Origin of the sequence: Morganella sp. GD04133 (genome assembly GCF_029835375.1) — a bacterium.
Classification (GTDB): domain Bacteria; phylum Pseudomonadota; class Gammaproteobacteria; order Enterobacterales; family Enterobacteriaceae; genus Morganella; species Morganella morganii_B.
In genome coordinates, this window is sequence record NZ_JAODZS010000012.1 from 20,729 (window position 1) to 46,196 (window position 25,468).

Sequence of the window (25,468 nt, forward strand, 5' to 3'; positions counted from 1 at the left end):
ACGGAGAACAGTATGAAGTGGCCGGATAAACACACCCTGCTGCGGGCCGGAAAAACCGGCGCGCAGCTGTTAACCACCGCGGCACTGGCGGCGGCACCCAGCGGTATTGCCGCGGTGATTCTGAAATCGGTTACCCGTCCTGCTCTGCGCGGGGCGGCAATACTGGTACTGGAGCCTGTTATCCGTGCCGGTATGAAAAAAGTGATTGGCCGTTTTACACCGGAGAATTATGAAACGACTGCAAAATGAGCTGAGTGCCCTCGTCAACCGGGGGCTGGATCGTCATCTTCGTCTTGCCGTTACCGGACTGAGCCGCAGCGGCAAGACCGCCTTTATTACCTCGTTTGTTAATCAGCTGATGAATGTACAGAGCGGTGCGCGTCTGCCGCTGTTTTCGGCTGCCCGTGACGGGCGCATTCTCGGCGTGAAACGTATTCCGCAGCGGGACCTCGGGGTGCCGCGCTTTGCCTATGATGAAGGGCTGGCCTCGCTGTACGGCACACCACCGGACTGGCCGGTGCCGACACGCGGTGTCAGCGAAATCCGCCTGAAACTGCGTTACCGCACTCAGGACAGTTTGCTGCGTCACTTTAAAGAAACGTCCACGCTCTACCTGGAAATCGTCGATTATCCGGGAGAGTGGCTGCTGGATCTGCCGATGCTGGAACAGGATTACCTTACCTGGTCGCAGCAGATGAAAACCCTGCTCAAAGGTGAGCGGGGTGAATGGGCAGAGCCGTGGCTGGCACTGTGCCGTCAGCTTGATCCTGATGCGCCGGCAGATGAACAGCAACTGGCGGCCATTGCACAGGCGTATACCGATTATCTTCACCGCTGCAAAGCGGCGGGTTTTCACTTTATCCAGCCCGGTCGTTTTGTCTTGCCGGGGGATATGGCTGGTGCGCCGGGGCTGCAATTTTTCCCGTTTATCACCGACCTGATGCCCGACCCGTCCCGGCTCGCCAAAGCGGCGAAAAGCAGTGTGCTCGGCATGCTGCGCGATCGCTATCAGTATTATTGTGACCACGTGGTCAACGGTTTTTATAAGCACTATTTTCAGCATTTTGACCGCCAGATTGTGCTGGTGGATTGCCTGACCCCGCTCAACAGCGGGCCGCAGGCATTTACGGATATGCGTCTGGCACTGACTCAACTGATGCAGAGCTTCCATTACGGCAAACGCACACTATTACGCCGCTTGTTTTCCCCCTGTATCGACAAACTGCTGTTTGCCGCCAGCAAAGCGGATCATGTTACCGCCGATCAGCACGCCAATCTCGTGGCACTGCTTCAGCAGCTGACGCAGTCAGCCTGGCAGCAAGCCGCTTTTGAGGGGATTAAAATGGACTGCACCGGGCTGGCGTCAGTACAGGCCACGGAATACGGCATGGTGATGCATAACAGGGAAAAAATGCCCGCGCTGAAGGGCACCCGGCTGGCAGATAACACCTCGCTGACCTTTTATCCCGGCGAAGTACCGAAACGGCTGCCGGATGCAGACTTCTGGCAGCAGCAGGGGTTTCAGTTTGAATCCTTCCGGCCATTACCGATGCGGATGGATACGCCGCTGCCGCATATCCGGATGGACAGTGCGATGGAATTTTTACTGGGAGATAAACTGTCATGAGTGAGCCGATCAAATCCCGGATTGATTTTGAGGAAGCACCGCTGTCACCGCCGGTACAGGACACCATAAAACCGGCGCACCAGTTTGCGGATGATGACAGCATACAGTTTGAACGCACGGAATTCACGGCAGAACAGGCGTCAGACGGGGAAGCGGAAGCCCTGCTGATTCAGGCTCTGAAACCCCGGCGCAGTCTGTGGCGTAAACTGGTCTTTGTGGCGGGCGGCTTGCTGGGGATCAGCGCCGTCGCGCAACTGATTCAGTGGGTGAATGATGCATGGACAGGTAATGACTGGACAGCCCTCGGCGGCATTGCTGCCACCTTTCTGGTGCTGATTGCCGCTGCCGGATCGGTTATCACGGAATGGCGGCGTATGTACCGGCTGCGCCAGCGGGCCACAGAGCGCGAAGCGGCAGAGGAATTGCTGCAAAGTCACCGTATCGGCGACGGGCGTGCATTTTGTGAAAAACTGGCGAAACAGGCCAATATCCCGTCACACCATCCCGCGTTACAGCAATGGCAGAGCCTGTTACAGAGCAGCCATAATGACCGCGAAGTGGTGACGCTGTACAGTCAGATCGTTCAGCCGGTAACCGATGAACAGGCGCGCCGGGTGATCAGCCGTTTCGCGGCGGAATCTGCGCTGATGATAGCCGTCAGCCCGCTGGCACTGGTGGATATGGCCTTTATTGCCTGGCGTAATATCCGGCTGATCAACCAAGTCGCGGCGATTTACGGTATTGAACTGGGGTATTACAGCCGCCTGCGTCTGTTTAAACTGGTACTCCTCAATATTGCTTTCGCGGGTGCTTCCGAGCTTATCCGCGAAGTGGGGATGGACTGGCTTTCTCAGGACATCACTGCACGGTTATCCGCCCGTGCCGCACAAGGTATGGGGGCGGGGTTGCTGACTGCCCGTCTGGGGATCAAAGCGATGGAACTGTGCCGCCCGCTGCCCTGGACCGGAACGGATAAACCCAAACTGACGGATTTCCGTAAACAGCTGTTACAGCAGCTTAAACAGGCAGTCCCGAAAGGGAAGAGTGCGGAAAAATCCGCCCTGTAGCTGATAACCCTGCCGGATGCGCATTTTGTGATGTCATCCGGCTTTTTATGCAGAAATCCGTACCTGATCACTGTTTTTTTCATAACAATCCCGCTATGCTCCCTGCGGGTCGCTGTACCACCTCTCCGGCGCGGTTTGCCGTCCGCGCTGAATAAATCGTCGTTAACCGACTGACATATCTGTATTTTTATTGCCTTTTCACACGGAACTGTGGAGAAACACCGCAGGAACGCATTTATTGTGTCAACAAATCGTGACAGTTTTCATTTTATACCGTAAAATCAGTTTCAATTAACGGGAAAATAATAACTTAAGTGTAAATAGGATCGTAACGATGCGATTGGAAGTAATTTGCCAGGACCGAATCGGACTGACGCGGGAGTTATTGGATCTGCTGGTATTACAAAATATCGACCTCAAAGGCATCGAAATTGCCCGTAACGGCCGGATATACCTCAATTTTATGCAGATCGATTTTTCTGTGTTTCAGTCTCTGATGGCTGAGATCCGCCGGATTCAGGGCGTGGTGGATGTCAGAACTGTTCACTTTATGCCGTCTGAGCGCGAACAGCGCGCCATGTGGGCATTGCTCGAATCTCTGGAAGACCCGATTTTATCCCTCGACCTGCGCGGCAATATTGAACTGGCCAACAGCGCGGCACTCTCCCTGTTTGCCACTACCGAAGAGCGCATCCGTCAGCGCAACATCACTTACTATTTCAGCCAGTTCAACTTCACCCGCTGGATTGAGGATGATGAACCCGCGCCGTACAAGGAAAGTATCACACTCAAAGGCCGCTCTTATACCCTGAATGTGACGCCGATTAATTTTGACGAAAAAGATGACGCCTCTGCCACTATCGGTGCGGTTGTGCTGCTGCGCACCGTCAGTGAGAGTACCAGCGGGCAGAAGCGCCGCATGCAGGTGATGCATTCCGGCAGCTTTGATGATTTGGTGGCGAAAAGTGCCAAAATGCGCCATGTGGTCGAACAGGCACAGCGCATGGCAAAAATGGATTCCCCGCTGTTACTGGTCGGTGAAACCGGTACCGGGAAAGATGTGTTCGCCAAAGCCTGTCATCTCTACAGTGTACGCGGAAATCAGTCGTTCCTCGGGCTGAACTGCGCCTCGATGCCGGACGATGTGGTGGAAACTGAGCTGTTCGGTTATGCAGCCGGGGCTTATGCCAACAGCACCGAGCCGAAAAAAGGTTTCTTTGAGCAGGCTAACGGTGGCACCGTTCTGCTGGATGAAATCGCGGAAATGTCCCCGCAGATGCAGATCAAACTGCTGCGTTTCCTGAATGACGGTACATTTCGCCGTGTCGGGGAAGAGCATGAGGTGAAAGTGGATGTGCGGGTTATCTGTGCGACCCAGAAAAATCTGCTGGAACTGGTGAAGGAAGGCAAGTTCCGTGAGGATCTCTATTACCGCCTCAATGTGCTGACGCTGACCATTCCGCCGTTGCGTGAGCATCAGGAAGATATCCTGCCGCTGACCCGTGATTTCGTGAAACGTTTTTCCGAAGAGCAGGGCTGTGAGGAGCCGCGCCTTGCGCCGGAGCTGGGACAGTTCCTTTGTGCTTATCACTGGCCGGGCAACGTCCGTCAGCTGCGCAATGTGATTTATCAGGCACTTTCTTCGCTGGAAGGCTCGCTGCTGCGTCCGCAGGATATCGTTCTGCCGGAACTGGAAGCGGAAATCGGCTTCAGTGAGGATATCCTCAGCGGCTCGCTGGATGATATCACCAAACGGTTTGAGTGCTCTGTACTGACACGGCTTTACCGCCATTATCCGAGTACCCGCAAGCTGGCGAAACGCCTGAATGTCTCACATACCGCGATCGCCAATAAACTGCGCGAATACGGGCTGAGCCAGCGGCGCGGTGCGGCAAAAGACGATGAGGGTGAGGAGGCGTAGTTCCTTCCTCTGGTAAAAAATAACCCCGCGACCGTCACCGGCAGCGGAGTTTTTTTACCGATACGGGTAACTTATTTCAGTGCATTCAGCGCGCTGTCATAATCCGGCTCTTCGGTGATTTCACCGACCAGCTGGCTGTAAATCACCGTGTCGTTCTCATCCAGTACGATCACCGCACGGGCGCACAGACCGGCCAGCGGGCCGCTGCCGATACCGACACCGTAATTCTCACGGAATTCCGGATCACGCAGGGTGGAGAGCATCACCACATTCTCAATACCTTCCGCACCGCAGAAACGGGACTGTGCAAACGGCAGATCCGCGGAAATACATAACACCACGGTATTGGACAGTTTTGCGGCAGTTTCATTAAATTTGCGCACAGACGTGGCGCAGACACCGGTGTCCACACTCGGGAAAATATTGAGGATCTTACGCTTCCCGGCGAATTTGGTGAGCTGGACATCTGACAGATCATTAGCGACTAATTTGAATGGTACGGCTTTCTCACCGGCACGCGGAAGTGCGCCGTAAACCAGAACATCATTACCCTGAAGTTTTACTGTTTGTGTCATTTTTATCATCCTCTGAACGGGCTCATCATTATTGGTATCAAAAATACCTTGCAGGTGTATTCTCACCGGATATCGTTAATTAAAATGTAATATCCGGTTGTTGTGTTTCGGTAATCATCAGATAATCTATCGGTTTACCATTTTTAATACAAGGCGCGTGTTATGTTCAGGCCAGCAAAATTTTCCCGTTCCGCACTTCTTGCCGGGACGTTTTTCACTTTTTCTTCACTATTTTGTGCAACAGCGGCGGACATTCCGGCCGGAACACAGCTGGCAAAAGAACAATCGGTTTACCGGCATCTGAAGGATGAACCCGCGTCTCTGGATCCGATTAAAGCGGTCGGACTGACCGAAGCCCAGATCCTGCGTGATTTATTTGAAGGACTGACCAGCCAGGGGGCGGACGGCAAACCGGTACCCGGTGTCGCACTCTCCTGGGAGACGCGCAACAATCAGGTGTGGACATTCCGCCTGCGTGACGATGCCCGCTGGTCAGACGGCTCACCGGTAACGGCACAGGACTTTGTCTACAGCTGGCAGCGGCTGGTGAACCCGGAAAACCTCTCTACCTTTGCCTGGTTTGCACCTCTGGCCGGGATTAAAAATGCGCAGGCGATTATCGACGGCAAAATGCTGCCGGACACCCTCGGTGTTGAAGCCGCTGACAACCGGACACTTCGGGTCACGTTAGACCGTCCTGTGCCGTACTTCCCGAGCTTAGCGGCAAACTTCAGCCTTTTCCCGGTACATCGCGCCACGGTGGAGAAATACGGTGACAACTGGATTCGTAGCGGGCATCTGGTCGGTAACGGCGCGTTTGTTCTGCATGACCGCGTGGTGAATGAAAAAATTGTCCTGACACCCAATAAGCATTACTGGGATCACAAACACACAGTACTGATATCGGTCACCTTTGTGCCGATTAACCATGAATCTCAGGCCACCAAGCGCTATCTGGCCAATGATCTGGATATCACGGAATCGTTCCCGAAAAATCAGTATCAGAAACTGAAAAAGGCGATCCCCGATCAGATTTATATCCCGGATCAGCTCGGCACCTATTATTACGCCTTTAACACGCAGCGGGCACCGACAAACGACCCGCGTGTGCGGCAGGCGCTCTCCATGACCATTGACCGTGCGGTGATCGCAGAGAAGGTTCTGGGTACGGGCGAAAAACCGGCCTGGCATTTCACGCCGGATGTCACTGCCGGGTTTACACCGGAGCCGGGCCTGTACCAGAAATTTACACAGGATGAGCTCGACAGCCAGGCAAAAACCCTGCTGGCCGCTGCCGGTTACGGTCCGCACAATCCGCTGAAATTATCCCTGCTGTATAACAGTTCGGAAAACCATCAGAAAATTGCCATTGCCATCGGGTCGATGTGGAAGAAAAAACTGGGTGCGGAAGTGAAACTGGTCAATCAGGAATGGAAAACCTATATCGACAGCCGCAATACCGGTAATTTTGATGTGATCCGTGCTTCCTGGGTCGGGGATTACAACGAACCATCAACCTTCCTGTCTCTGCTGACCAGCACACACAGCGGCAATATCGCACAATATCACAATGAAAAATATGACGCTCTGCTGAAAACCGCCGCGCTGGAAACGGATGACAGCGCCCGTAATACCGACTATAACGACGCGGAAAAACTGCTGGCGGAAGACATGCCGATAGCACCAATCTATCAGTACACCAACGGTCGTCTGATAAAACCGTGGCTGAAGGGATATCCGGTCAATAATCCGGAAGATGTGGCATACAGCCATAATCTCTATATTATTAAACACTAAGCCTGCTTCGGGCGCCTGCTGCGGACGGCGGCAGGCACCGGCTGAACACACTCAGCTGCTGTTTTCACGGACAATGGGGAGAGACGCATGAGCGCTTTGTACGGATCCGCTTTTCAGGGAACAGATCCCATCTGCCGGGTGCAGTTTGACGGAGAGGGCGGTTGCACGCCGGTGGACGTCAATGCGGTTGCCGGGATAAAACAGCCGGTATGGCTGCATCTGGACTATCTTTCCGGCGGCAATCAGCGTTGGCTGTGTGAAACGGAACTGCTGCCGCCGCAGGCGCGTGACGGGCTGACGAAAGAGGTGATCCGCCCGCGGGCCGTCCGTATCGGTGAAGGTGCATTAATAACCCTGCAAACCATCAATAACAATGACGGCGACCGGCCGGATCAGCTGGTGGCTTTCCGTATCTGGATCTGCGGCAGTTATATTATTTCCACCCGCCACCGTAAAGTACATTCCATTCAGACCATTCAGGATGACTTACAGAACGGGGAAGGGGTAAAAAATACCGGCGAATGGCTGGCGGAAGCGGCATTTTGTATCACCGATGAAGTGGCGGATTTTATTGAAGATCTGCACGATACCCTGATTGATATGGAAGATGCGATACTCGATCAGCATATTCCGGCACGCGGGGAGCTGGCGTTGCTGCGCAAACAACTGATTGTACTGCGCCGCTACATGGCACCGCAGCGGGATGTGTTTTCCCGGCTGGCCTCCGAGCGTTACACCTGGCTCTCAGATCAGGACAGACACCAGCTGACCGATATCAGTGACCGTCTGGGACGGATTATTGACGATATTGACGCCTGTATAGCACGGACATCGGTTATCTCGGATGAAATTACTAATATGATGGCGGATGCCATGAACCGGCGTACTTACACGATGTCGCTGCTGGCAATGGTCTTTCTGCCGACAACCTTTCTGACCGGATTGTTCGGGGTCAACCTCGGCGGGATTCCGGGAGGGGATTTTCCGTTTGCCTTCAGTTTGTTCTGCGTGGGGCTGGCGGGTGTTATCGGATTTGTTGCCTGGTGGTTACGTAAGAGTAACTGGTTGTAAAAACGTGCATTTTTATATGATTTTACGTAGCGGACTTGAGATATATCAAGAAATGCAGCGCCCGGTTAGGGCACTATTACTCCCGCAGGTGAATACAACGTTGAGCGATGAACGTTGTGCTCCATAATTGTAGTTTTTCTCATATTGAGTTCTTATACAGAATATTGACCATTATCATGCCGGTGTATTTTATACATCGGTTTTTTTTTGCCTGAAACAAACCCGCCAATATTCAGGCCGTGCCTTCCGTGGCACGGCACTATAACAGCGCGATTATTTCACTTCCGTCACATCCAGACGCAATTCTGTGAAATCCGGGCTTTCGCGGTCATCATCCTCATCATCCCATACCGGCTGAACCGGCAGAGTTTCGCGGTCAAATGCAAGATCACCGCCATCGACGACCTCACTGCCGTGATGGATAGATTTGAAATCGAATAGTTCAGTGTCACATAAATGCGATGGCACGACATTCTGGGTAGCGCGGAACATGGTTTCAATCCGGCCCGGGTAGCGTTTATCCCAGTCACGCAGCAGATCTTTTATCACCTGCCGCTGGAGGTTCGGCTGAGAGCCGCACAGGTTACACGGAATGATCGGGAACCCTTTGGCTTCGGCGAAACGCTCAATGTCTTTCTCGCGGCAATAGGCCAGCGGGCGGATGACCACATGTTTACCGTCATCACTCATCAGCTTCGGCGGCATGCCTTTGAGTTTTCCGCCGTAAAACATATTCAGGAACAGAGTTTGCAGAATATCGTCACGGTGATGTCCGAGGGCGATTTTTGTTGCACCCAGTTCAGTCGCGGTACGGTACAAAATCCCCCGGCGCAGACGGGAACACAGGGAGCAGGTGGTTTTCCCTTCCGGAATTTTCTCTTTCACAATTCCGTAGGTATTTTCTTCGACGATTTTGTATTCAACACCCAATTTTTCCAGGTATTCCGGCAAAATATGCTCAGGGAAACCCGGCTGTTTCTGATCGAGATTCACAGCCACCAGGGAAAAACGGATTGGGGCGCTCTGCTGCAGGCTCTGCAGAACAGAAAGCAGGGTGTAACTGTCTTTGCCGCCGGACAGGCAAACCATAATGCGGTCGCCGTCCTCAATCATATTAAAATCTGCGATCGCTTTGCCGGTATGGCTGCGCAGGCGTTTTTGCAACTTATTGATGTTGTACTGTTCTTTCGGTGTATTCATGTCTTACTGTTCTTAACGGGTTTGGCTGGTGCCTGTGTCAGGCCGGCCGCACGGCAACGGAAATCTGAAATAAGGACGCAATGATAGCAGAAGGACGGGGGATTCGGATACGTATCGATTAAAAAGGATGACAGCCCGGAACGGCATGATCCGGGATGACGGGGACGGGCTGTTGGTTCTTTCTGGCGTGGTTATCTTTTACTGCGGGTTTTACCCCTTCCTCTGTTCTTCATATCAATCGTGATCATGTCACAGTCAGTTTCCTGACTCTTTTTTTCTTTATAATTCAGTGTATTCAGTTGATTATTTGTTTCGATACAATCAATAAAGAAGCTTTTGACATCGACATCAAATAAAAAAGAGAGCTGTAACAGCGTGCTGGCTCTTATATTAGTAACACCCTGCTCATAACGGGATATCTGCTGCTGACTTAATCCTAATAATTCGGCCAGTGCTTTGCCGGAAAGACCGGATGATTTCCGTTTTCTCATAATTTGCTGACCGATAAAGAGACTGATTTCTCTCTCATTCATACGCGATGCCCTTAAATAAAATGCTGTGTGTAATCTTAAATATGTTAATTATGTTTATATTGTTCAAATGTTCCCAGATAGCTGCCATCAGTATAAGAATTAAAGTGATTTGACATATGAGATAGTAATTTTTTTGAATCCGGATCTCTGTTTAAAATAAATAATACTCTGTGTATGAATTTTTCCGGTGATATATTAAAGACACGCAGTATTAATATCAGTGTATCCAGCGGAATAGCACTGTCACCATTCTCATAACGGGATATTTGCTGCTGTGATAGCTGTATTATTGTACCTAATTCATAGCCGGTGATACCTTTTGATTTTCGTAAAATTTTAATTTCCTGGCCTATAACTGCATGAAGTTCCTTTTTAAAGACCTGGTGTTGACAACTAAGTGCGTGGCAATTATCGGGCTGCATAAAGATACCATCAGGACGTCATTAAACTAAACGTATATTTTAAATACCATAATAGAAAGTGTCTGTAAGGTAAAAACAGTATATTGCGCATAATATGCAAGCCTTATATTAGTTGTCAATAAATAAAATCCGCAATAAAAAGGGACAAAAAATAGAAAGTAAAATTTAAAACTGGAAATATACAGATAGTGCAACGGGCACAAGAAAGGGCAATACTGAAATGAGGGGTTGTGTAACAAGTTGATTTTTAAATGAAAATAAAACATCTGATTAACGAGGGGGTAAATAACACCTCTCTGTTGTAGCAATACGCATCTGCTGGGTTTTTCAGTGAGGTGACTGATACGATGATATTCTTTTTATAATTATTATAATTGAATATATCAACTTTTTCGCCACTCACAGCATAAATTGCAGTTAATTACGCTGCAATAAGCAAGATAAATGGCGTTGTTGTATGTATGTTCAGACAACGATTCTCATCAGAAAATGATGTGTGATTGTGAAAATAAGGTATACGCGTCATGATTGAAAAGATGAAGGCAAAAGTATCAATATCTTTAGTGTTTGTTACGTAACATTTTGTTTTTATTTACTTTTAAGTCTCATAATTAATGAGGAAATATCTTTTATTTCATTGTGTTAATGGCAATATTCTTTATTTGTTGTTTTGAACTGAATTCAATACATACCAGAGGGGATTATTTATCAAAAATGATAATTCGTTATAAGCAGGAGAAATCAAACGCTTGTTTGTATCAAAAGGAAAACAACTGCAACAGTAATGTAACATTTGAGGTGATAATAATAATAACCTGATATATTATTCGTTATTACCTTCTGTTACTCATTTCAGGCACCGGTGAGTACTGCCTGAATATATATCATGACTGACAACATACCCTGATGGCAGTCATGATAGCGACTAAAATTTAAGCGTGTTTTTGCATGATGGTATTGAATGTTTTTACAACCAGCAGATTACCGTTTTTCAGCGCAGCATAATTTTCCTTTATTTCTGATGCGGCGTATTCGCGGATTTCATTATTCAGATAGTTAATCAACTCAGCGTTGCATTCCTTGTTTGATTTATCCAAAGAAGAAAAAGGTGTGCTCAGATCTTTATTATCTTCAATCAGTCGCTGAAGAAGTGATTTATCTGCAGCCCGTTCAAAATACTGGCCAACGGTAATAAACCGCTCAAGGCTGGTCAGCTTCATAACCATCAATGTTAATCTGGTGCATACAGAATAAACAGTCTTATTACTGACAGACATACTTACCTCATTTACGAAAATCATATGATTTATACTGCTATGAAGGTTTACAGTATTTGCCCTTTTTTAAAAGGTAGAATAATCTGAATGTTGCACAGAATAATAAAATTATACCAATACAGATTACGTATTAATGCGTAAAATGCGTTTTTCCACACAGAGCTATCATCAAAAGGGATAACAGAATGACCAGAAAAATAGTGAGCTTGTTTATATTGCTGCTTTTGTCCGGATGTGGTTCATCTGGTACACAACCGGAAAAATATGAAAGGAATAAGGACGATCCTTATAAAAACAGCACAATAAATACTATCCGTGAAAATCAGGAGATTTACAGGGAACAGCTGAGAACAAAAGGGATTTGGTAAGTGAGGGACGGGTGCAGGAGAAAAAATTTGCTGTCAAAACGGATAAGGACTATGAAAATATCCGGCAAACACGTACTTTCTGAAGAGAGTCAAAACCTGACGGAGGTAATTCATGGCGGATATTTCAGATAAACAGGAATATAGCGGCACCCGGTTTGAAAAAGCGGATTTCAGTGACCGGACAATCCGTGATGTGGTATTTGAGGACTGCACATTTATCCGCTGTGATTTCAGCTCAGCGGTTGTGCAGCAGTGCCGTTTTACGGACTGTGTGTTTGATCAATGTAATATGAGTTTACTGGCGGTTCCGGAAACCCAGTTTTCCGGTACTGAATTTACCGGCACGAAAATGATTGGTATTGACTGGACAAAAGCGTATTGGCCGACGTTTGATTTTTATTCTCAGTTGGTGTTTAAAGCGTGTATTTTAGACAGTAATAACTTTTTTGACCTCAGATTGCATGAATCTCACTTTGAATCCTGCCGGATCCATAATGCGGATTTCAGACAGACTGAGCTGAATAAATCCGTTATACAGGACTGTGATTTAACTGATACCCTGTTTATGCACACCAATCTGGAAGGTGCGGATTTTACCGGCTCTCACTCTTTTTATATCGATGTCCGTGAAAACAAAACCGCCAAAGCCACATTTTCCGCATACGAGGCCCTGAATCTGCTGCGGGTGCTTGATATCCGTCTGGCTGATTAAATCGTGCGGAACCGGGCAGATACGCCGGATATCTGCGGAATAAAGCGTATAATTACGCAGTAACAGCTTCATCAAATCTGATTTTGATGAATAAAGCGACAGTAAGGCTTCTGGTCACTTGCCGGTCTTTGGTATGATCGGTAATAAGTAACGCAATGTATACGGGCGGGGCAATGAGAAAATTTTTTATATCAGGGATTATGGCTGCATTATTATCCGGCTGTGCGGGTACGGGAAGTAAAACACCGGAAGCACCATGGGGCTTTACATGGGGGCAGACGCCCGCAGAATTAAAAGCGCTGAACCTCGATGATTTTGACTGCACCACAACCCGTGACGGCGGGCAGTTATGCAGCTCACTGGCATCACCGGATGTTGAAAAGCAATTCTTTATGACGGTCTTTTCACCGGAAGGGCAGAAGCTAAATGCGATATCCCGCTTTGGTGTCTGGAGCCATGATCAGGCCGTATTACTGAATGAATATGATAAAGTAAATGCGGAAATGGAAAAAATCTACGGCAAACCGGCCGGGATAAATGAAGAATATGACCGTAAAACACCGTTCCTGGCAAAGGTTGCCAAAGGAAAAATCGGGCAGTTTAAGCGCAAATATGAATCAGAAGATACCGACGTTGTGGTGGGGGTGGTCAGCAATGCCAACCTGGTACAGATAAATGATGAAAAAGATGTCACTTATACTGTACTGACCATGTATACACTGAAATAAACAGGTACTTGCGGTGCTGAATATTATCACTATGATTCAGCACCGTGCCTTCCTTATTCACCCGGGTATGGTAACCCGGTGCCATCAGCATATTTCCTGACACGCCCGGTAAAAGAGTGTGATCAGTTTCGCTTAATGCCATCCGTTGCTGATTTTTGATACAGCAAAAAAATAGCCTGTGGTATCCCTTTTATCAGTTTTTTTATTTCAAAGAGGATTATCAATGAAATTTATTAATCGTTACAGTGCTATTGCACTGGCTGTGGGTATGTTGTCACTGAATATGCCTGCTCAGGCTGAGACTGTTTCCCTGAATGCCGCCGCAGCACCGCAGGCCGTGACAGAAATAGCGGTGTTACAGCAGGGTCAGTGGGACAGTTTTAATAAACAGCGCCTGGATACCATGATCGCCAAAGCAAAACAGTCACCGGCACATACCTATTATGCGGTGTTTGATTTTGATAACACCACGGCATTTCTGGATATTGAAGAAGCGGTGATGATTTATCAGCTTGAGCACCTGTTATTTGCCATGACACCGCAGGAACTGAAATCCGTTATTTTCAAAGATATTCCGGCCGGAAATTTTTCTGCTGAGTTCAACAATAAAGACGGTAAACCGGTCAATATTGAGAAGGTCGGTGCCGATATTCTGGAAAGCTACCAATGGCTGTATAACAATTATGATGGCCTGAAGGGTGATAAGCCGCTGTCCGAAATCAAAAAATCACCGCACTATCAGAATTTCATCACCAAAATGCGCTATTTATATGCGGCAATCGGCGGCACTTTTGACCATGCCGTTTCCTATCCGTGGGTGACCTATTTATTTATGAATATGACACCGGAGCAGGTTGCGGATATTACCGCGAAAACGATTGAATGGCAGAAATCAGAGCCGGTTGAGGGGGTGGTATGGGAAAGCCCTGAATCGTTACCGGGACAGGCGGGTATTGTTGAAATTGACTGGCACAATGGCTTCCGTCTGGTACCGGAAATGCAGGATCTGTATCAGGTGCTGCAAAAATCGGGTATTGATGTCTATGTGATTTCCGCATCGAACCTGGAAGTGATTAAATCGATTGTCACACAACCGCCGTATTCCGTTCCGGAATCTCAGGTGTTTGCCATGCATTTACTGCGCACCAAAGATAATAAGCTGACATCCGATCTGGATCCGGTTTATCCGCAGACGCAGGGTAAAGGGAAAACAGAGACTATCCGCAAGTTTATTCAGGATAAATATGCCGGTAAAGGGCCGTTATTAGTCGCGGGTGACAGTGAAGGCGACCAGAATATGATGTCCGACTTCCCGGATACGGAGGTGGTGCTGATTATTAACCGCTTGCGTTCGCCGGATACCCTTATCGGGCAGTTATCAAAACAGGCGGTTAAGGAACACGGTCAAAAGGACGCCAACGTATTATTGCAGGGACGTAATGACAGCACCGGTGTATTTGTGCCGTCACAGCTTCATACCCCGTTGGGGGCAAAAGAAGGGCGGGCATTAAAATAACAACATCGGCTGTCAGTTTAAGGAAATACTGATAACCCCGGCCGGTAATACACACTATGATACTAAACAGTTATCATTGCAGGGAATTCAGAAGGATATGGATAAATATATTGTGTGTTATGAAGGTCTGGGGTTAACCGGCTCGGTATTATTCCGCAGCCAGGTGGCCATTAATACCGATATCAGCAGAACGGAGGCGGAGCGTTTTATCGCACTGTTCAATAATGCGGCTGCGTCAGATGCGGCAAAGCATAATATTAATGCGGCACGTTATGTCATCGTGAATATCTGCAAATTATAACAATAAAAATACGGCGGGATGACCGCCGTATTTTTATTTCAGGCTAAGGTCAGTGTATGGGTCATGGCACAATGTTCAGTAAATGCCTCATCATGGCTGACCAGTAATAATGCCCCTTTATAACTGCGCAGCACATTTTCCAGTAATCGCCGGGAATCGAGATCCAGATGATTGTCCGGTTCATCCAGCAATAAAATATCCGGCAGAGGTTCGGATAATGTTAATGCCAGCAGCGTGACTTTCAACTGCTCACCGCCGCTTAATTGTGACAGCGGAATTAACCCCTTATCCCCCCGGATCCGTAATGCACCAAGATGGGTGCGCCAGGTTTGTGCCGGAATGGCCGGGTCAAATTCACACAGTGCTTCTGTGACCGGCAGGGCTTTATTCAGCAGCGCCAGGTGTTGATCCAGATAGCGTAAGCGGCCGTGCAGGGAGTAATCCCCGGATTTTGCAGTAAGCAAACCTGCCAGCACTTTCAGTAATGTGGATTTTCCGCAGCCGTTGCGCCCGGCAATATGCCAGTGCTCACCACCGGAAATGGTCAGTGACAGCGGCTCTTGCGTACCAAACGGTAAAAGCAGATCACGGGCGTTAATTCGCACCCGTTTTTGCTCTCCGGTATAATTAAAAGCCAGCATTTGCGGGGTGATATGCTGTATTTTCTCATTCACTTCCCGGCGCTGACTGTCCAGCTGAGTCATAACACGCTCATGACGACCGGTTATTTTTGATTGCTGCTTCTCCGCTTTATTCTTTTTCATATCCAGCAGCAGCGCAGAGGAGGAGCCGGATGAACGCACTTTCTCACCCTGACGGCGGCGCTGTGCTTTCTTTTCCAGTGCGCGCTGCAACGCCGTTTTTTCTCTGTTCAGCTGCGATTGTAACTGCTTCTCCTCACTCTGTAATGCGCTGAGCTGAAAGGCTTTCTGCTCCGCATAATGGGTGTAATTGCCGCCGTACTCGTCCAGTGCGGACGGCGTGAGTTCAAAAATCCGCTGCATGGTGTCGAGCAAACGGCGATCGTGGCTGATCACCAGTGCGCCGGCCGGGTGATTCCGCAGTTGCTCACTCAGCCAGCCGCGTCCGGCGGCATCCAGATGGTTTCCGGGTTCATCGAGTAACAGGAAGGCGTGCGGCTGCAAAAAGGCGCGGCAGAGTGCCAGCCGGGTTTGCTCACCGCCGCTCAGGTTTGTGCAGAGGGTCTCCACCGGGAGATGTGCCAGTTGTGCGCTTTCCAGCAGGGATTGCTGCTGTCGCGGCATATCCCATTTGTCCGCCAGAAAATCATAATCCTCTGCGGTGGCAGTGCCGTCCTCTGTGCGGCGCAGTGCAGCCTGAATTTCTGCGGTTCCGAGCGCATCTGCCAGTGTGATGCCGGAAAGGCGGGTCAGCTGCGGTACGTAATAAAACGGTACCTGCCAGCTGACCGTGCCGGTTGCCGGGTGCCGTTGCTGCGCGAGCAGCGACATCAGTACGGATTTGCCGCGCCCGTTATGACCGGTCAGCCCCTGAACCTGACGGGTTAATGTGCCGCTGATGTTGTCAAACAGCGGAATATCGTTAAATGTCACTGATAAGTGAGAAAAATGGCATTGTACGGACATACAAAAGCTCCTGAATAAACAGGGGCAGGCGGATATGCCGGATAAAAAAGAAAACGATGATGAGGATAGCTGCCTGCCCGATATCAAAACAGCGCATTCGTAAAAATGCGGATGATACAGCAATGGGATTCAGGCAATTAAATCATGTCGGCAGACATCCTCAGGGGAAATGAACTGCGGCAATGGTGTCAAATAAAAGCAGAGTTGTAAACCCCCGGTTTCCGGGATTTCCGCAGAGTACGCAGGAATGATTTTTTCACGGAATGTTACTGTCAATCGCCGGTATTTTCGTTATTCTGTCCGGCCTTGATATTTTTTATTTTCCGGCAGCGGAAATTCAGCAACAGGATGGGTTATGAGTTCAGCAGAAACGGTATATCAGGTTGATCAGAAACGCAGAATTATCACCTGTATCATTACATTCTTTGTGGTTATTGTGCTTTATATCGCACTGGCGTACTTATTCCAGACACGGATGCCGGGCGTGGCTGCCGCGCTGGGCCTGACGGTGTATGTCTATATCGCGCAGTTCCCGGTAATTAAAGTGTACGGTGATAAACTGACGTCCAAAATTGCGGTCGGTAAAGTGGTCTCTATGCCGTTTGACGGCGGTCATTTTTCCCTGCAGGAAGTGAAGGGGCTGAAAGCGTTAATGGTCTCTTTCTCCGCGGATTCTTATATCCTGAGCTATCATCCGGCAAACAGCCGCCGTGTCCGTATTGTCGGGCCGACACTGAAAAAAGAACAGTTGAAAGCGATTTTTGACGCCATTCCGGCACAGTCAAAACGTGCATTATAATGCGGTAATCCGGTTCCCGTACTTCCCGTGATAATCCCATGTGTTACCATGGTCACACTTTTCTGCTCAAAAGCTGTATCGATACAGCTTTTCTTTACGGGGGACCATAATGACTGAAGCCCTGTCACGAAATCAAGCCTGGTTGCGGGTGATGGTACTTGCGGTGGCGGCATTTGTATTTAATACCACTGAGTTTATTCCGGTTGCGCTGCTGAGTGATATCTCGGCGGGCTTTGCAATGCAGCCCGCCGAGACCGGACTGATAATCACCATTTATGCCTGGGTGGTGGCATTGACGTCGCTGCCGCTGATGCTGCTGACGGCGCGTATTGAGCGGCGCAAATTGCTGCTCTGGCTGTTTACTGTGTTTGTGGTTAGTCACATCGTGTCCGGGTTGGCACAACGTTTTGATGTGCTGGTGATCAGCCGGATCGGTGTGGCGCTGGCGCATGCGGTATTCTGGTCGATCACGGCGTCTCTGGCTGTCAGAGTGGCACCGCCCGGTAAAAAATCCCAGGCACTGGGACTGCTGGCGACCGGGACAGCGCTGGCAACCGTGCTGGGGCTGCCGATAGGCCGTGTTATCGGGCAGTGGGTCGGCTGGCGGATGACGTTCTTCTGTATCGGTGGCCTGGCGCTGATCACCATGGCGGCAATGGCGCGTTTTCTTCCGCTGCTGCCGAGTGAGCATTCCGGCTCCCTGAAAAGTATTCCGGTTCTGTTCAGACGGCCTGCGTTAGTGGGGATTTTTGTGCTGACCGCGATTGTGGTCACCGGGCATTTCACGGCTTATAACTATATTGAGCCGTTTGTGCAGACCGTTGCCGGGAAATCACAGGATTTCGCCACGCTGTTTCTGCTGATTTTCGGTGCTGCGGGGATCATCGGCAGTGTGATTTTCAGCCGTTACAACACCCGGCTGCCGCTGCTGTTTCTGCCTGCGGCGATAACATTACTGACAGTGTGCCTGATGCTGCTGCTGACCAGCCGCGTGACCGATACCGCGCTGATTATCCTCGGGGTTGTCTGGGGGATCGGTATGATGTGTACTGCGCTGGGGTTACAGGTCAAAGTGATTGATTTATCACCGGATGCCACCGATCTGGCGATGTCTGTTTATTCCGGCATTTTTAATATCGGTATCGGTGGCGGAGCACTGCTCGGTAATCAGGTGATTATTCATATGGGAATGGAACAGATAGGCTATGCCGGGGCGGTATTTGCGGTGGCGGGTGTGATTATCTCACTGTTTGTTTTCAGCCGTTACCGGACGTTGTTTATACAAAGGCCGAAAGCGGAGAGCCGTATTACCTCGCATAATCCGTCATAAATTAATCCTATCCCGCACCGTTTCGCTGCGGGATTTTTTTTCTGATTTCTTTATAATATCCGCCTTACTGGCTGATAACGATATGAACGGGTGATTTATGAATGGTTTATTGTGGCTGACGCTGGCCGTGGGCGCGGAAGTGGTGGCGACCTCAATGTTACGGGCGGCGGACGGTTTTACCCGGCTGATACCGTCGGTCGTGGTGGTGATCGGCTATTGTGTGTCGTTCTGGGCGCTGTCTCAGGTGGTGCGGATGATGCCGCTGGGGATTGCGTATGCTATCTGGTCCGGGTTGGGTATTGTGATTGTCTCTGCCGCCGCTTATTTTATCTATCACCAGAAACTGGATTTACCCGCAGTTATCGGGATGGCTCTCATTATTGCGGGTGTATTAGTGATAAATTTATTCTCGAAAAGCAGTGTTCACTGAGCTGCGTCCGCAGCTATGAGGCCATAATCATGATATCAGTTCCCTTTTTCCGCCGCCCGGGGCGGGTATTGTGCAGTGTTATTGTTGCGGCGGCAGCGTTTGCCGCCGGTTGCAGCAGTTCACCGGACACGGTGCAGCAAAAGCAGATCCCGCGCTACCAGCAGCCGTTAATTGATTTAACCGAAGATGCCCGGGCCAGCTGCAGCTATGCGGGCGGAACGCCGTCACTTATCCGCGAATTGAACGGCGCACAGACTCCGGGCTGTCAGTTTGCCAACGGCAAACGCTGCCGCCAGCAGTCACTGCTTGCCGGAAGTTGCGGGTCGGTATTATAAATGCGTTTTGAACAGCTGCGTTATGATGACGCAGCTGTTATTGACTGAGTCAGATCAGAACAGACGTCGCGGCTGTTTGCGGTGAATGAACTGGGATAATAATACCAGCGCACTGACAAGCAGATACACAGCAAAGATCCCGATAAGCCACTGCGGCATATCCAGTTTCAGGAATACCCACTGCTGAACGGCACAGTCACCGGACGCCTCAAACACTGACGGCAGCCAGGTATTGAGCGGCAGCCATTCCGGGAAATTCACAAAGAAATCACAGGTATTGAACGGGGACGGGTAGAGCTGGATCATGGTGTGTTCCCATGACAGCTGTAATCCGGCAATGCCGCTGTAAATCCACAGGGCTATAGCCAGCCAGCGGATGATAACGCTGCGCGGTGCTATCCAGCCGAGGAATCCGGCAAACGCAATGCCCAGAACAGCAATACGTTCATAAATACACATCACACACGGCTGTAATCCCATTCCGTGCTGAAAGAACAGGGCGATACCGTCGAGTGCCAGTGCGGAGATCATCAGTAAAAACCATGCACTGCGGCCCCGCGAACACGCATAAAGATAAGTCAGCATAATTGTATCCGGGTTATCCGATTAATAAGAAACAGATTAACTAACGCAGCGACTGTACGATAAAAAATACAGCAGCGCACCCCTTTTCCGCATTTACGGCGGGCAGAAACAAAAAAACCGGAATAACACGGTTATTCCGGTTAGTACAGTGTAAAAAGGTAGTTACGGCAGTGTGATCATACCATTTGCCGCCATCCATTCTGAAACCGGTACCAGCCACAACTCAACACCGAAGAAACCGACCAGTGTCATCACAATGGTGTAAGGCAGCGCCATGATCACCATTTTTCCGTAGGAAAGCCGGATCAGCGGTGCCAGTGCGGACGTCAGCAGGAACAGGAATGCCGCCTGACCGTTCGGTGTCGCCACTGAAGGCAGGTTTGTCCCGGTATTGATAGCAACAGCCAGATATTCATACTGGGTATAGGATACCAGTCCGGCTTTCATTGCCGTCATTGCCTCATTGATATACACCGTGCCGACAAAGACGTTATCGGAGACCGCCGAGAGCAGGCCGTTGAACAGATAGAACAGCGACAACTGCGACGAAGGATCGGAACTGAGGACAAACTGAATAAACGGTGTGAATAATTTCTGGTCAACAATTACCGCGACAACAGAGAAGAACACGGTCAGCAGGGCGGTAAACGGCAGTGCTTCCTCGAAAGCCTCTCCCAGCGCATGCTCCTCGGTGATCCCGCAGAATGCCGTTGCCAGGATAATCACCGATAAACCGATCAGCCCGACTTCGGCGAGATGCAGGGCCAGAGCAGTGATCAGCCAGATACCGATAAGGCCCTGAACAATCAGCTGCATTTTTTCCTGTTTGGTCCGGCGTGCTGCGGATTTTTGTGCATTATCCTCGAGTACGGCTCTGACTCGTTCCGGCAGTTCCGCACCGTAACCGAACAGCTTAAACCGTTCCACCAGGTAACAGACCAGCAGACCACAGACAAACACCGGAATCGTCACCGGTGCCATACGCAGGAAGAAATTCACGAAATCCCATCCGGCATGTTTGGCAATAATCAGGTTCTGCGGCTCACCTACCATCGTCATCACGCCGCCGAGAGCGGTACCGATACCGGCATGCATCATCAGGCTGCGCAGAAAGGCACGGAACTGATCCAGTGTCTGGCGCATTTCGCTGCTGTCGATAAATTCATCATCACTGAGCGTCACCGTTTCTTTTCCGGAAGAAGCATACTGATGATAAATCGCATAAAACCCGACAGATACACTGATTACCACGGCGATCACCGTCAGTGCATCCAGAAATGCGGATAAAAATGCACTTGCCAGACAGAACGCAAGTGAAAGCGCGCGTTTGGAGCGGATAGACAGAAGCAGTTTGGTGAACAGAAATAACAGCAGCTGCTTCATAAAGTAAATACCGGCAACCATAAAGATCAGCAGCAGGATAACCTCCAGGTTATTCATAATCTCATGACTGATTTGTGCCGGAGAGGTCATGCCGATCAGTACCGCCTCAATCGCCAGCAGGCCGCCGGGTTGCAGCGGATAGCATTTCAGTGCCATCGCAAGGGTGAAAATAAACTCAATAACCAGCAGCCAGCCGGCGGTAAAAGGGTCAATAAAGAAGTAAACAACCGGATTTATAATTAAAAAAAGAATAATAGCAAGCTTGTACCAGTCAGGGGAGTGACCCATGAAGTTCTTCAGGAAGGCCTGCCGCATTGATATTTCCATTATTGCTGTGTGTCCTCCGCAGGGGGTGAAAAGATAATCCGCGTATAACTACAGTGCTTTATACTACGCCGGTATTCTGAATTTATTAAGAATTTAAATCAACTGATGGTCACCGTCCGCACTATCATGATTTATGACCGGACTCACTCTTTCGCAAGCGGATTGCTATATCGCGGCATCACATTCTGTTATCATCCGGATAATTGGAAGGTTAATTGTTTTGGACGAAGTCATCTATGGTCATCAAGGCGCAGAGCCCTGCGGGGTTTGCAGAAGAGTATATTATTGAAAGTATCTGGAATAACCGTTTTCCGCCGGGATCCATTTTACCCGCAGAGCGTGAGTTATCTGAACTGATTGGTGTGACCCGGACAACGCTGCGTGAAGTCTTACAGCGCCTTGCCAGAGATGGCTGGCTGACCATTCAGCACGGTAAACCGACAAAAATTAATAATTTCTGGGAAACATCCGGACTGAACATCCTGGAAACCATTGCCCGTCTCGATCACGAAAGCGCGCCGAAACTGATTGAGAATCTGCTGGCGGCACGGACCAATATTGCATCTATTTTTATCCGTACTGCGTTTCGTAATAATCCGGAAAAGTCACTGGAAATTCTCAGTCAGGAAAATGAGCCGGATGATAATTCCGATGCGTTCAGCCAGTATGATTATGATGTATTCCGTGGTCTGGCATTTGCGTCCGGTAACCCGATTTACGGCCTGATCCTCAACGGGCTGAAAGGGTTGTACACCCGTGTCGGCCGCTTCTATTTCGCAAGCCCGGAAGCCCGTAAACTGGCGCGGAATTTTTATCAGCAACTGACCGGCCTGTGCCGTGAAAAAGCCTATGATAAAGTGCTGGATTGTGTCCGCAGCTACGGCAAAGAGAGCGGTACTATCTGGCAGACCATGCAGAGTGGTATTGCACAGGATTTGAATCCGCAGTAATACAGGCGGACAGGATGAAAAACCGGCTCAGAGCCGGTTTTTTGTTATGTGCGGGCCAGTGCCTGCAATATTGCGGGTGACTGTGTCCAGAGCAGGGAGCCGCCTTCTTCCGCAAACAGATGACGTTCCGCGCGGGGAAAGCGTCCGGCCAGGAGTTTGCCGCCATCCGGGGAATGCACCGTACTGGTGTCCTTCTCCCCGTACCACAGTGACACCGGACAGGTGATTTGCTCTGGTGTAAACCCCCATTCCTGCATGGCAATCAGCAGATCCTGTGTATAGCCTTCATTTCCCTGAGAAAATGCCTCTGCCATACACTGCCGGTAAACCGGTAAAAAATCTGCTGCCTGATAAACCGCCAGGTCTGGTTCCCCGCTGTAATTCAGAATGAAATTCATCAGCCACTCTGCAGTGATATTTTCCCGCACCCATGCACTAAATCCGTCAGGCTGACTCCGGGCATTATTTTGCATATCAATGACATCCGTAGATAACAGCGCCCGCGTAGGCGGGTAATCGAACTGATCCTGTCCCGAAATCAGTGCCAGAGCGGAAACGTCCGCATAATACGCCAGCGCCATGGCATAAACCGCGCCCTGAGAGAATCCCGCCACCCGGAACTGTGCGTAACCCAGTGACTGCATCAGAAAAGTGACATCTGCGGCAAAGGATTTCAGGGATTTTCCGGCATCGGGAGAAGAATCTCCAAGCCCGGGGCGATCCGGGATGATCAGCCGGATATTATGGTCTGCCAGATACGAAATGCCGAATCCGGCAGAGCCGCTCATACCTGCACCGGTACAGAATACAACCGGAATACCGGTTTCCGGCCCGGCATCATACCAGCTGAAGTGGCGGCCATCGGGTAAGGTAGTGATGTTTTTGTGTTGGTTTTTAATATTCATGGTGATTACCGGAAAATATGCCGGAAGGCATAATAAAGAAGAGGGCGTTTTCTGATAATTAACCGACATAACGTAAATACACGGATTATTTATTCAGTCTGGTGTCATCGGCAACAGAGACGAGAGTCCGGTTGCGTTTCACGATGAGTTCGCAGCGGTGCCTGCGACAGATAGGCTGCATACTATTTAACAAATGCTTATATTACAAGATAATAAAATAATTTTCGGATAAAAGGATAATTTAATTAATGATATCAGTGATTAAAAAAAATACGGTTTTGTGACCGGCTCCAAAGAATCAGACTTAATATACGGTGAGGGGATTCCGCTATGTTGGCAAAATGTTTCCGAAATATTATGCTGATGATAATGTGAAATAAATAACAAGGCGGCAACATGAACATTGTCATCCTGGGAAGTGGTGTTATCGGTGTCACAACAGCCTGGTATCTCGCGCAGAAAGGGCACAATGTGACGGTTATCGACAGGCAGCCTGCGGCGGCGGAAGAAACCAGCTTCGGTAATGCCGGGCAAATCTCTCCCGGTTATGCCACGCCGTGGGGCGCACCGGGTATTCCGCTGAAAGCGGTGAAATGGATGTTTGAAAAACATGCACCGCTGGCTATCAGGCCGGACGGTTCACTGTTCCAGCTGCGCTGGATGTGGCAGATGCTGCGTAATTGCGGTGCTGATTATTATGTTATGAATAAAAGCCGCATGGTGCGGATTGCGGAATACAGCCGTGACTGCATGAAAGCATTACGCGCCGAAACCGGAATACAGTATGAGGGGCGTCAGGGCGGTACACTGCAACTGTTCCGTACACAAAAACAGCTGGATAACGCCGCCAATGACATTGCGGTTCTGAAGCAGGAAGGCGTGGCGTACCGCCTGCTGAGTGCCCGTGAACTGCACGAGGCAGAACCGGCGCTGGCCCATGCGGAACATAAGCTGGCGGGCGGATTGCAACTGCCGAATGATGAAACCGGGGATTGTAATCTCTTTACCAAACGGCTGGCGGCAATGGCACAGCAGGCCGGCGTGAAATTCCGTTTCGGTGTCAATATTCACCGTCTGCAATTCAGCGATGATCGCGTCAGCGGGGTGATTTGTGATGAGGAAGTGATCACCGGTGATCAGTATGTGGTGGCGCTGGGTTCATACTCCACGAAATTACTGCACGGTCATGTCGCCATCCCGGTGTATCCGCTGAAAGGTTATTCTTTGACCATGCCGATTATTGACGAAAGCCGCGCTCCTGCATCCACCGTTCTGGATGAAACGTATAAAATTGCGGTGACCCGTTTTGACCAGCGCATTCGTGTCGGCGGTATGGCGGAAGTTGTCGGTTTTAATCTGGATATTGTCAGACGGCGCTGCGAAACACTGAAAATGGTGGTGCAGGATCTTTACGGCGGCGGCGGGGATATCAGCAAAGCCACGTTCTGGACCGGTCTGCGCCCGATGACACCGGACGGCACCCCGATAGTCGGGCCGACGGAATACAGTAATCTTTTCCTCAATACCGGTCACGGTACGCTCGGCTGGACAATGGCCTGCGGCAGCGGGCAGCTGCTTGCCGATATTATGTCTGGTGACAAACCGGCTATCCGTGCAGATGATCTCGCGGTTTCACGTTATCTGAACGGGTTTAAAACCCGGCTGGTGATCCCGCAGCAATTACATACGGCCTGAATAAAAC

General features: G+C 49.8%; 25 protein-coding genes. 16 read left to right on the forward strand and 9 right to left on the reverse strand.

Annotated features, from left to right (window positions below):
• Positions 1-12: 12 nt before the first annotated feature.
• The 4 genes from N7387_RS07380 (at position 13) to tyrR (ending at position 4,615) form a co-directional block, all read left to right on the forward strand.
• Positions 13-249, forward strand: coding sequence for a hypothetical protein (locus N7387_RS07380; RefSeq protein ID WP_279798022.1), 237 nt, complete (start codon positions 13-15; stop codon positions 247-249).
• Positions 230-1,627: a YcjX family protein gene (locus tag N7387_RS07385; RefSeq protein ID WP_279798023.1), complete on the forward strand. Its 1,398-nt coding sequence runs from the start codon at positions 230-232 to the stop codon at positions 1,625-1,627. The genes N7387_RS07380 and N7387_RS07385 overlap by 20 nt, the downstream gene beginning before the upstream one ends.
• The gene (locus tag N7387_RS07390; RefSeq protein WP_262859461.1) at positions 1,624-2,694 is read left to right on the forward strand and encodes a YcjF family protein; all 1,071 of its coding nucleotides are present in this window, start codon (positions 1,624-1,626) and stop codon (positions 2,692-2,694) included. Before N7387_RS07385 ends, N7387_RS07390 begins: the two co-directional genes overlap by 4 nt.
• Before the next feature lie 334 nt (positions 2,695-3,028).
• Positions 3,029-4,615 carry a transcriptional regulator TyrR gene (gene tyrR, locus N7387_RS07395; protein WP_279798025.1) on the forward strand — a complete coding sequence of 529 codons (1,587 nt, stop codon included), beginning with the start codon at positions 3,029-3,031 and terminating at the stop codon, positions 4,613-4,615.
• 71 nt (positions 4,616-4,686) lie between these two features.
• On the opposite strand, the gene tpx is transcribed toward tyrR, so the two are convergent.
• Positions 4,687-5,190, reverse strand: coding sequence for a thiol peroxidase (gene tpx, locus N7387_RS07400; protein ID WP_052927546.1), 504 nt, complete (start codon positions 5,188-5,190; stop codon positions 4,687-4,689).
• A gap of 162 nt (positions 5,191-5,352) precedes the next feature.
• On the opposite strand from tpx, the gene N7387_RS07405 reads away from it, so the two are divergent.
• Together N7387_RS07405 and zntB are read left to right on the forward strand one after the other, a co-directional pair.
• A complete protein-coding gene (locus tag N7387_RS07405; RefSeq protein ID WP_279798027.1) occupies positions 5,353-6,987 on the forward strand; it encodes a peptide ABC transporter substrate-binding protein in 1,635 nt (544 codons plus the stop codon).
• An 87-nt stretch (positions 6,988-7,074) separates the two neighbouring features.
• Positions 7,075-8,058 carry a zinc transporter ZntB gene (gene zntB / locus N7387_RS07410; RefSeq protein WP_262859458.1) on the forward strand — a complete coding sequence of 328 codons (984 nt, stop codon included), beginning with the start codon at positions 7,075-7,077 and terminating at the stop codon, positions 8,056-8,058.
• A gap of 273 nt (positions 8,059-8,331) precedes the next feature.
• Here the strand turns inward: zntB and ttcA are convergent, their stop codons facing one another.
• The 4 genes from ttcA to N7387_RS07430 form a co-directional block, all read right to left on the reverse strand.
• Positions 8,332-9,258: a tRNA 2-thiocytidine(32) synthetase TtcA gene (gene ttcA / locus N7387_RS07415; RefSeq protein WP_025152960.1), complete on the reverse strand. Its 927-nt coding sequence runs from the start codon at positions 9,256-9,258 to the stop codon at positions 8,332-8,334.
• Between the two features lie 191 nt (positions 9,259-9,449).
• Entirely contained in the window at positions 9,450-9,791 is a 342-nt protein-coding gene (locus N7387_RS07420) for a helix-turn-helix transcriptional regulator (protein ID WP_262882798.1), read from the reverse strand.
• Positions 9,792-9,835: 44 nt separating this feature from the next.
• A complete protein-coding gene (locus tag N7387_RS07425; protein WP_262859456.1) occupies positions 9,836-10,213 on the reverse strand; it encodes a helix-turn-helix transcriptional regulator in 378 nt (125 codons plus the stop codon).
• Positions 10,214-11,145: 932 nt separating this feature from the next.
• The gene (locus tag N7387_RS07430; RefSeq protein ID WP_279798028.1) at positions 11,146-11,490 is read right to left on the reverse strand and encodes a hypothetical protein; all 345 of its coding nucleotides are present in this window, start codon (positions 11,488-11,490) and stop codon (positions 11,146-11,148) included.
• A 480-nt stretch (positions 11,491-11,970) separates the two neighbouring features.
• On the opposite strand from N7387_RS07430, the gene N7387_RS07435 reads away from it, so the two are divergent.
• The 4 genes from N7387_RS07435 to N7387_RS07450 all read left to right on the forward strand — a co-directional run bounded on the left by N7387_RS07435 (position 11,971) and on the right by N7387_RS07450 (position 15,115).
• On the forward strand, positions 11,971-12,570 hold the full coding sequence (locus N7387_RS07435) for a pentapeptide repeat-containing protein (RefSeq protein WP_279798030.1): 600 nt from the start codon (positions 11,971-11,973) through the stop codon (positions 12,568-12,570).
• A 200-nt stretch (positions 12,571-12,770) separates the two neighbouring features.
• Positions 12,771-13,298 carry a hypothetical protein gene (locus N7387_RS07440; RefSeq protein WP_262859453.1) on the forward strand — a complete coding sequence of 176 codons (528 nt, stop codon included), beginning with the start codon at positions 12,771-12,773 and terminating at the stop codon, positions 13,296-13,298.
• A gap of 223 nt (positions 13,299-13,521) precedes the next feature.
• Complete coding sequence (locus N7387_RS07445) at positions 13,522-14,814, forward strand: haloacid dehalogenase-like hydrolase (protein ID WP_279798031.1); 1,293 nt, start codon at positions 13,522-13,524, stop codon at positions 14,812-14,814.
• A gap of 97 nt (positions 14,815-14,911) precedes the next feature.
• A complete protein-coding gene (locus N7387_RS07450; protein WP_025152953.1) occupies positions 14,912-15,115 on the forward strand; it encodes a hypothetical protein in 204 nt (67 codons plus the stop codon).
• Positions 15,116-15,153: 38 nt separating this feature from the next.
• Here the strand turns inward: N7387_RS07450 and N7387_RS07455 are convergent, their stop codons facing one another.
• The gene (locus N7387_RS07455; protein ID WP_279798034.1) at positions 15,154-16,722 is read right to left on the reverse strand and encodes an ATP-binding cassette domain-containing protein; all 1,569 of its coding nucleotides are present in this window, start codon (positions 16,720-16,722) and stop codon (positions 15,154-15,156) included.
• Positions 16,723-17,077: 355 nt separating this feature from the next.
• On the opposite strand from N7387_RS07455, the gene N7387_RS07460 reads away from it, so the two are divergent.
• The 4 genes from N7387_RS07460 (at position 17,078) to N7387_RS07475 (ending at position 19,616) form a co-directional block, all read left to right on the forward strand.
• On the forward strand, positions 17,078-17,521 hold the full coding sequence (locus N7387_RS07460) for a hypothetical protein (protein ID WP_279798035.1): 444 nt from the start codon (positions 17,078-17,080) through the stop codon (positions 17,519-17,521).
• A 109-nt stretch (positions 17,522-17,630) separates the two neighbouring features.
• Positions 17,631-18,851, forward strand: a complete 1,221-nt coding sequence (locus N7387_RS07465; RefSeq protein ID WP_279798036.1) for a sugar transporter — start codon at positions 17,631-17,633, stop codon at positions 18,849-18,851.
• Positions 18,852-18,948: 97 nt separating this feature from the next.
• Positions 18,949-19,281 carry an SMR family transporter gene (locus N7387_RS07470; protein WP_025153055.1) on the forward strand — a complete coding sequence of 111 codons (333 nt, stop codon included), beginning with the start codon at positions 18,949-18,951 and terminating at the stop codon, positions 19,279-19,281.
• 29 nt (positions 19,282-19,310) lie between these two features.
• Positions 19,311-19,616, forward strand: coding sequence for a DUF333 domain-containing protein (locus N7387_RS07475; protein WP_279798037.1), 306 nt, complete (start codon positions 19,311-19,313; stop codon positions 19,614-19,616).
• Between the two features lie 54 nt (positions 19,617-19,670).
• Here N7387_RS07475 and dsbB read toward each other — a convergent pair whose 3' ends face one another.
• Both dsbB and nhaB read right to left on the reverse strand, forming a co-directional pair.
• Positions 19,671-20,201, reverse strand: a complete 531-nt coding sequence (dsbB, locus tag N7387_RS07480) for a disulfide bond formation protein DsbB (RefSeq protein ID WP_045137678.1) — start codon at positions 20,199-20,201, stop codon at positions 19,671-19,673.
• 162 nt (positions 20,202-20,363) lie between these two features.
• On the reverse strand, positions 20,364-21,911 hold the full coding sequence (gene nhaB, locus N7387_RS07485) for a sodium/proton antiporter NhaB (protein WP_262861986.1): 1,548 nt from the start codon (positions 21,909-21,911) through the stop codon (positions 20,364-20,366).
• Positions 21,912-22,147: 236 nt separating this feature from the next.
• Here nhaB and fadR point away from each other — a divergent pair, with 236 nt between their 5' ends.
• The gene (fadR, locus tag N7387_RS07490; RefSeq protein WP_004235531.1) at positions 22,148-22,861 is read left to right on the forward strand and encodes a fatty acid metabolism transcriptional regulator FadR; all 714 of its coding nucleotides are present in this window, start codon (positions 22,148-22,150) and stop codon (positions 22,859-22,861) included.
• Positions 22,862-22,905: 44 nt separating this feature from the next.
• On the opposite strand, the gene N7387_RS07495 is transcribed toward fadR, so the two are convergent.
• On the reverse strand, positions 22,906-23,766 hold the full coding sequence (locus N7387_RS07495) for an alpha/beta hydrolase (RefSeq protein WP_279798040.1): 861 nt from the start codon (positions 23,764-23,766) through the stop codon (positions 22,906-22,908).
• A 396-nt stretch (positions 23,767-24,162) separates the two neighbouring features.
• On the opposite strand from N7387_RS07495, the gene N7387_RS07500 reads away from it, so the two are divergent.
• Entirely contained in the window at positions 24,163-25,461 is a 1,299-nt protein-coding gene (locus tag N7387_RS07500; RefSeq protein WP_279798041.1) for a D-amino acid dehydrogenase, read from the forward strand.
• Positions 25,462-25,468 lie beyond the last annotated feature (7 nt).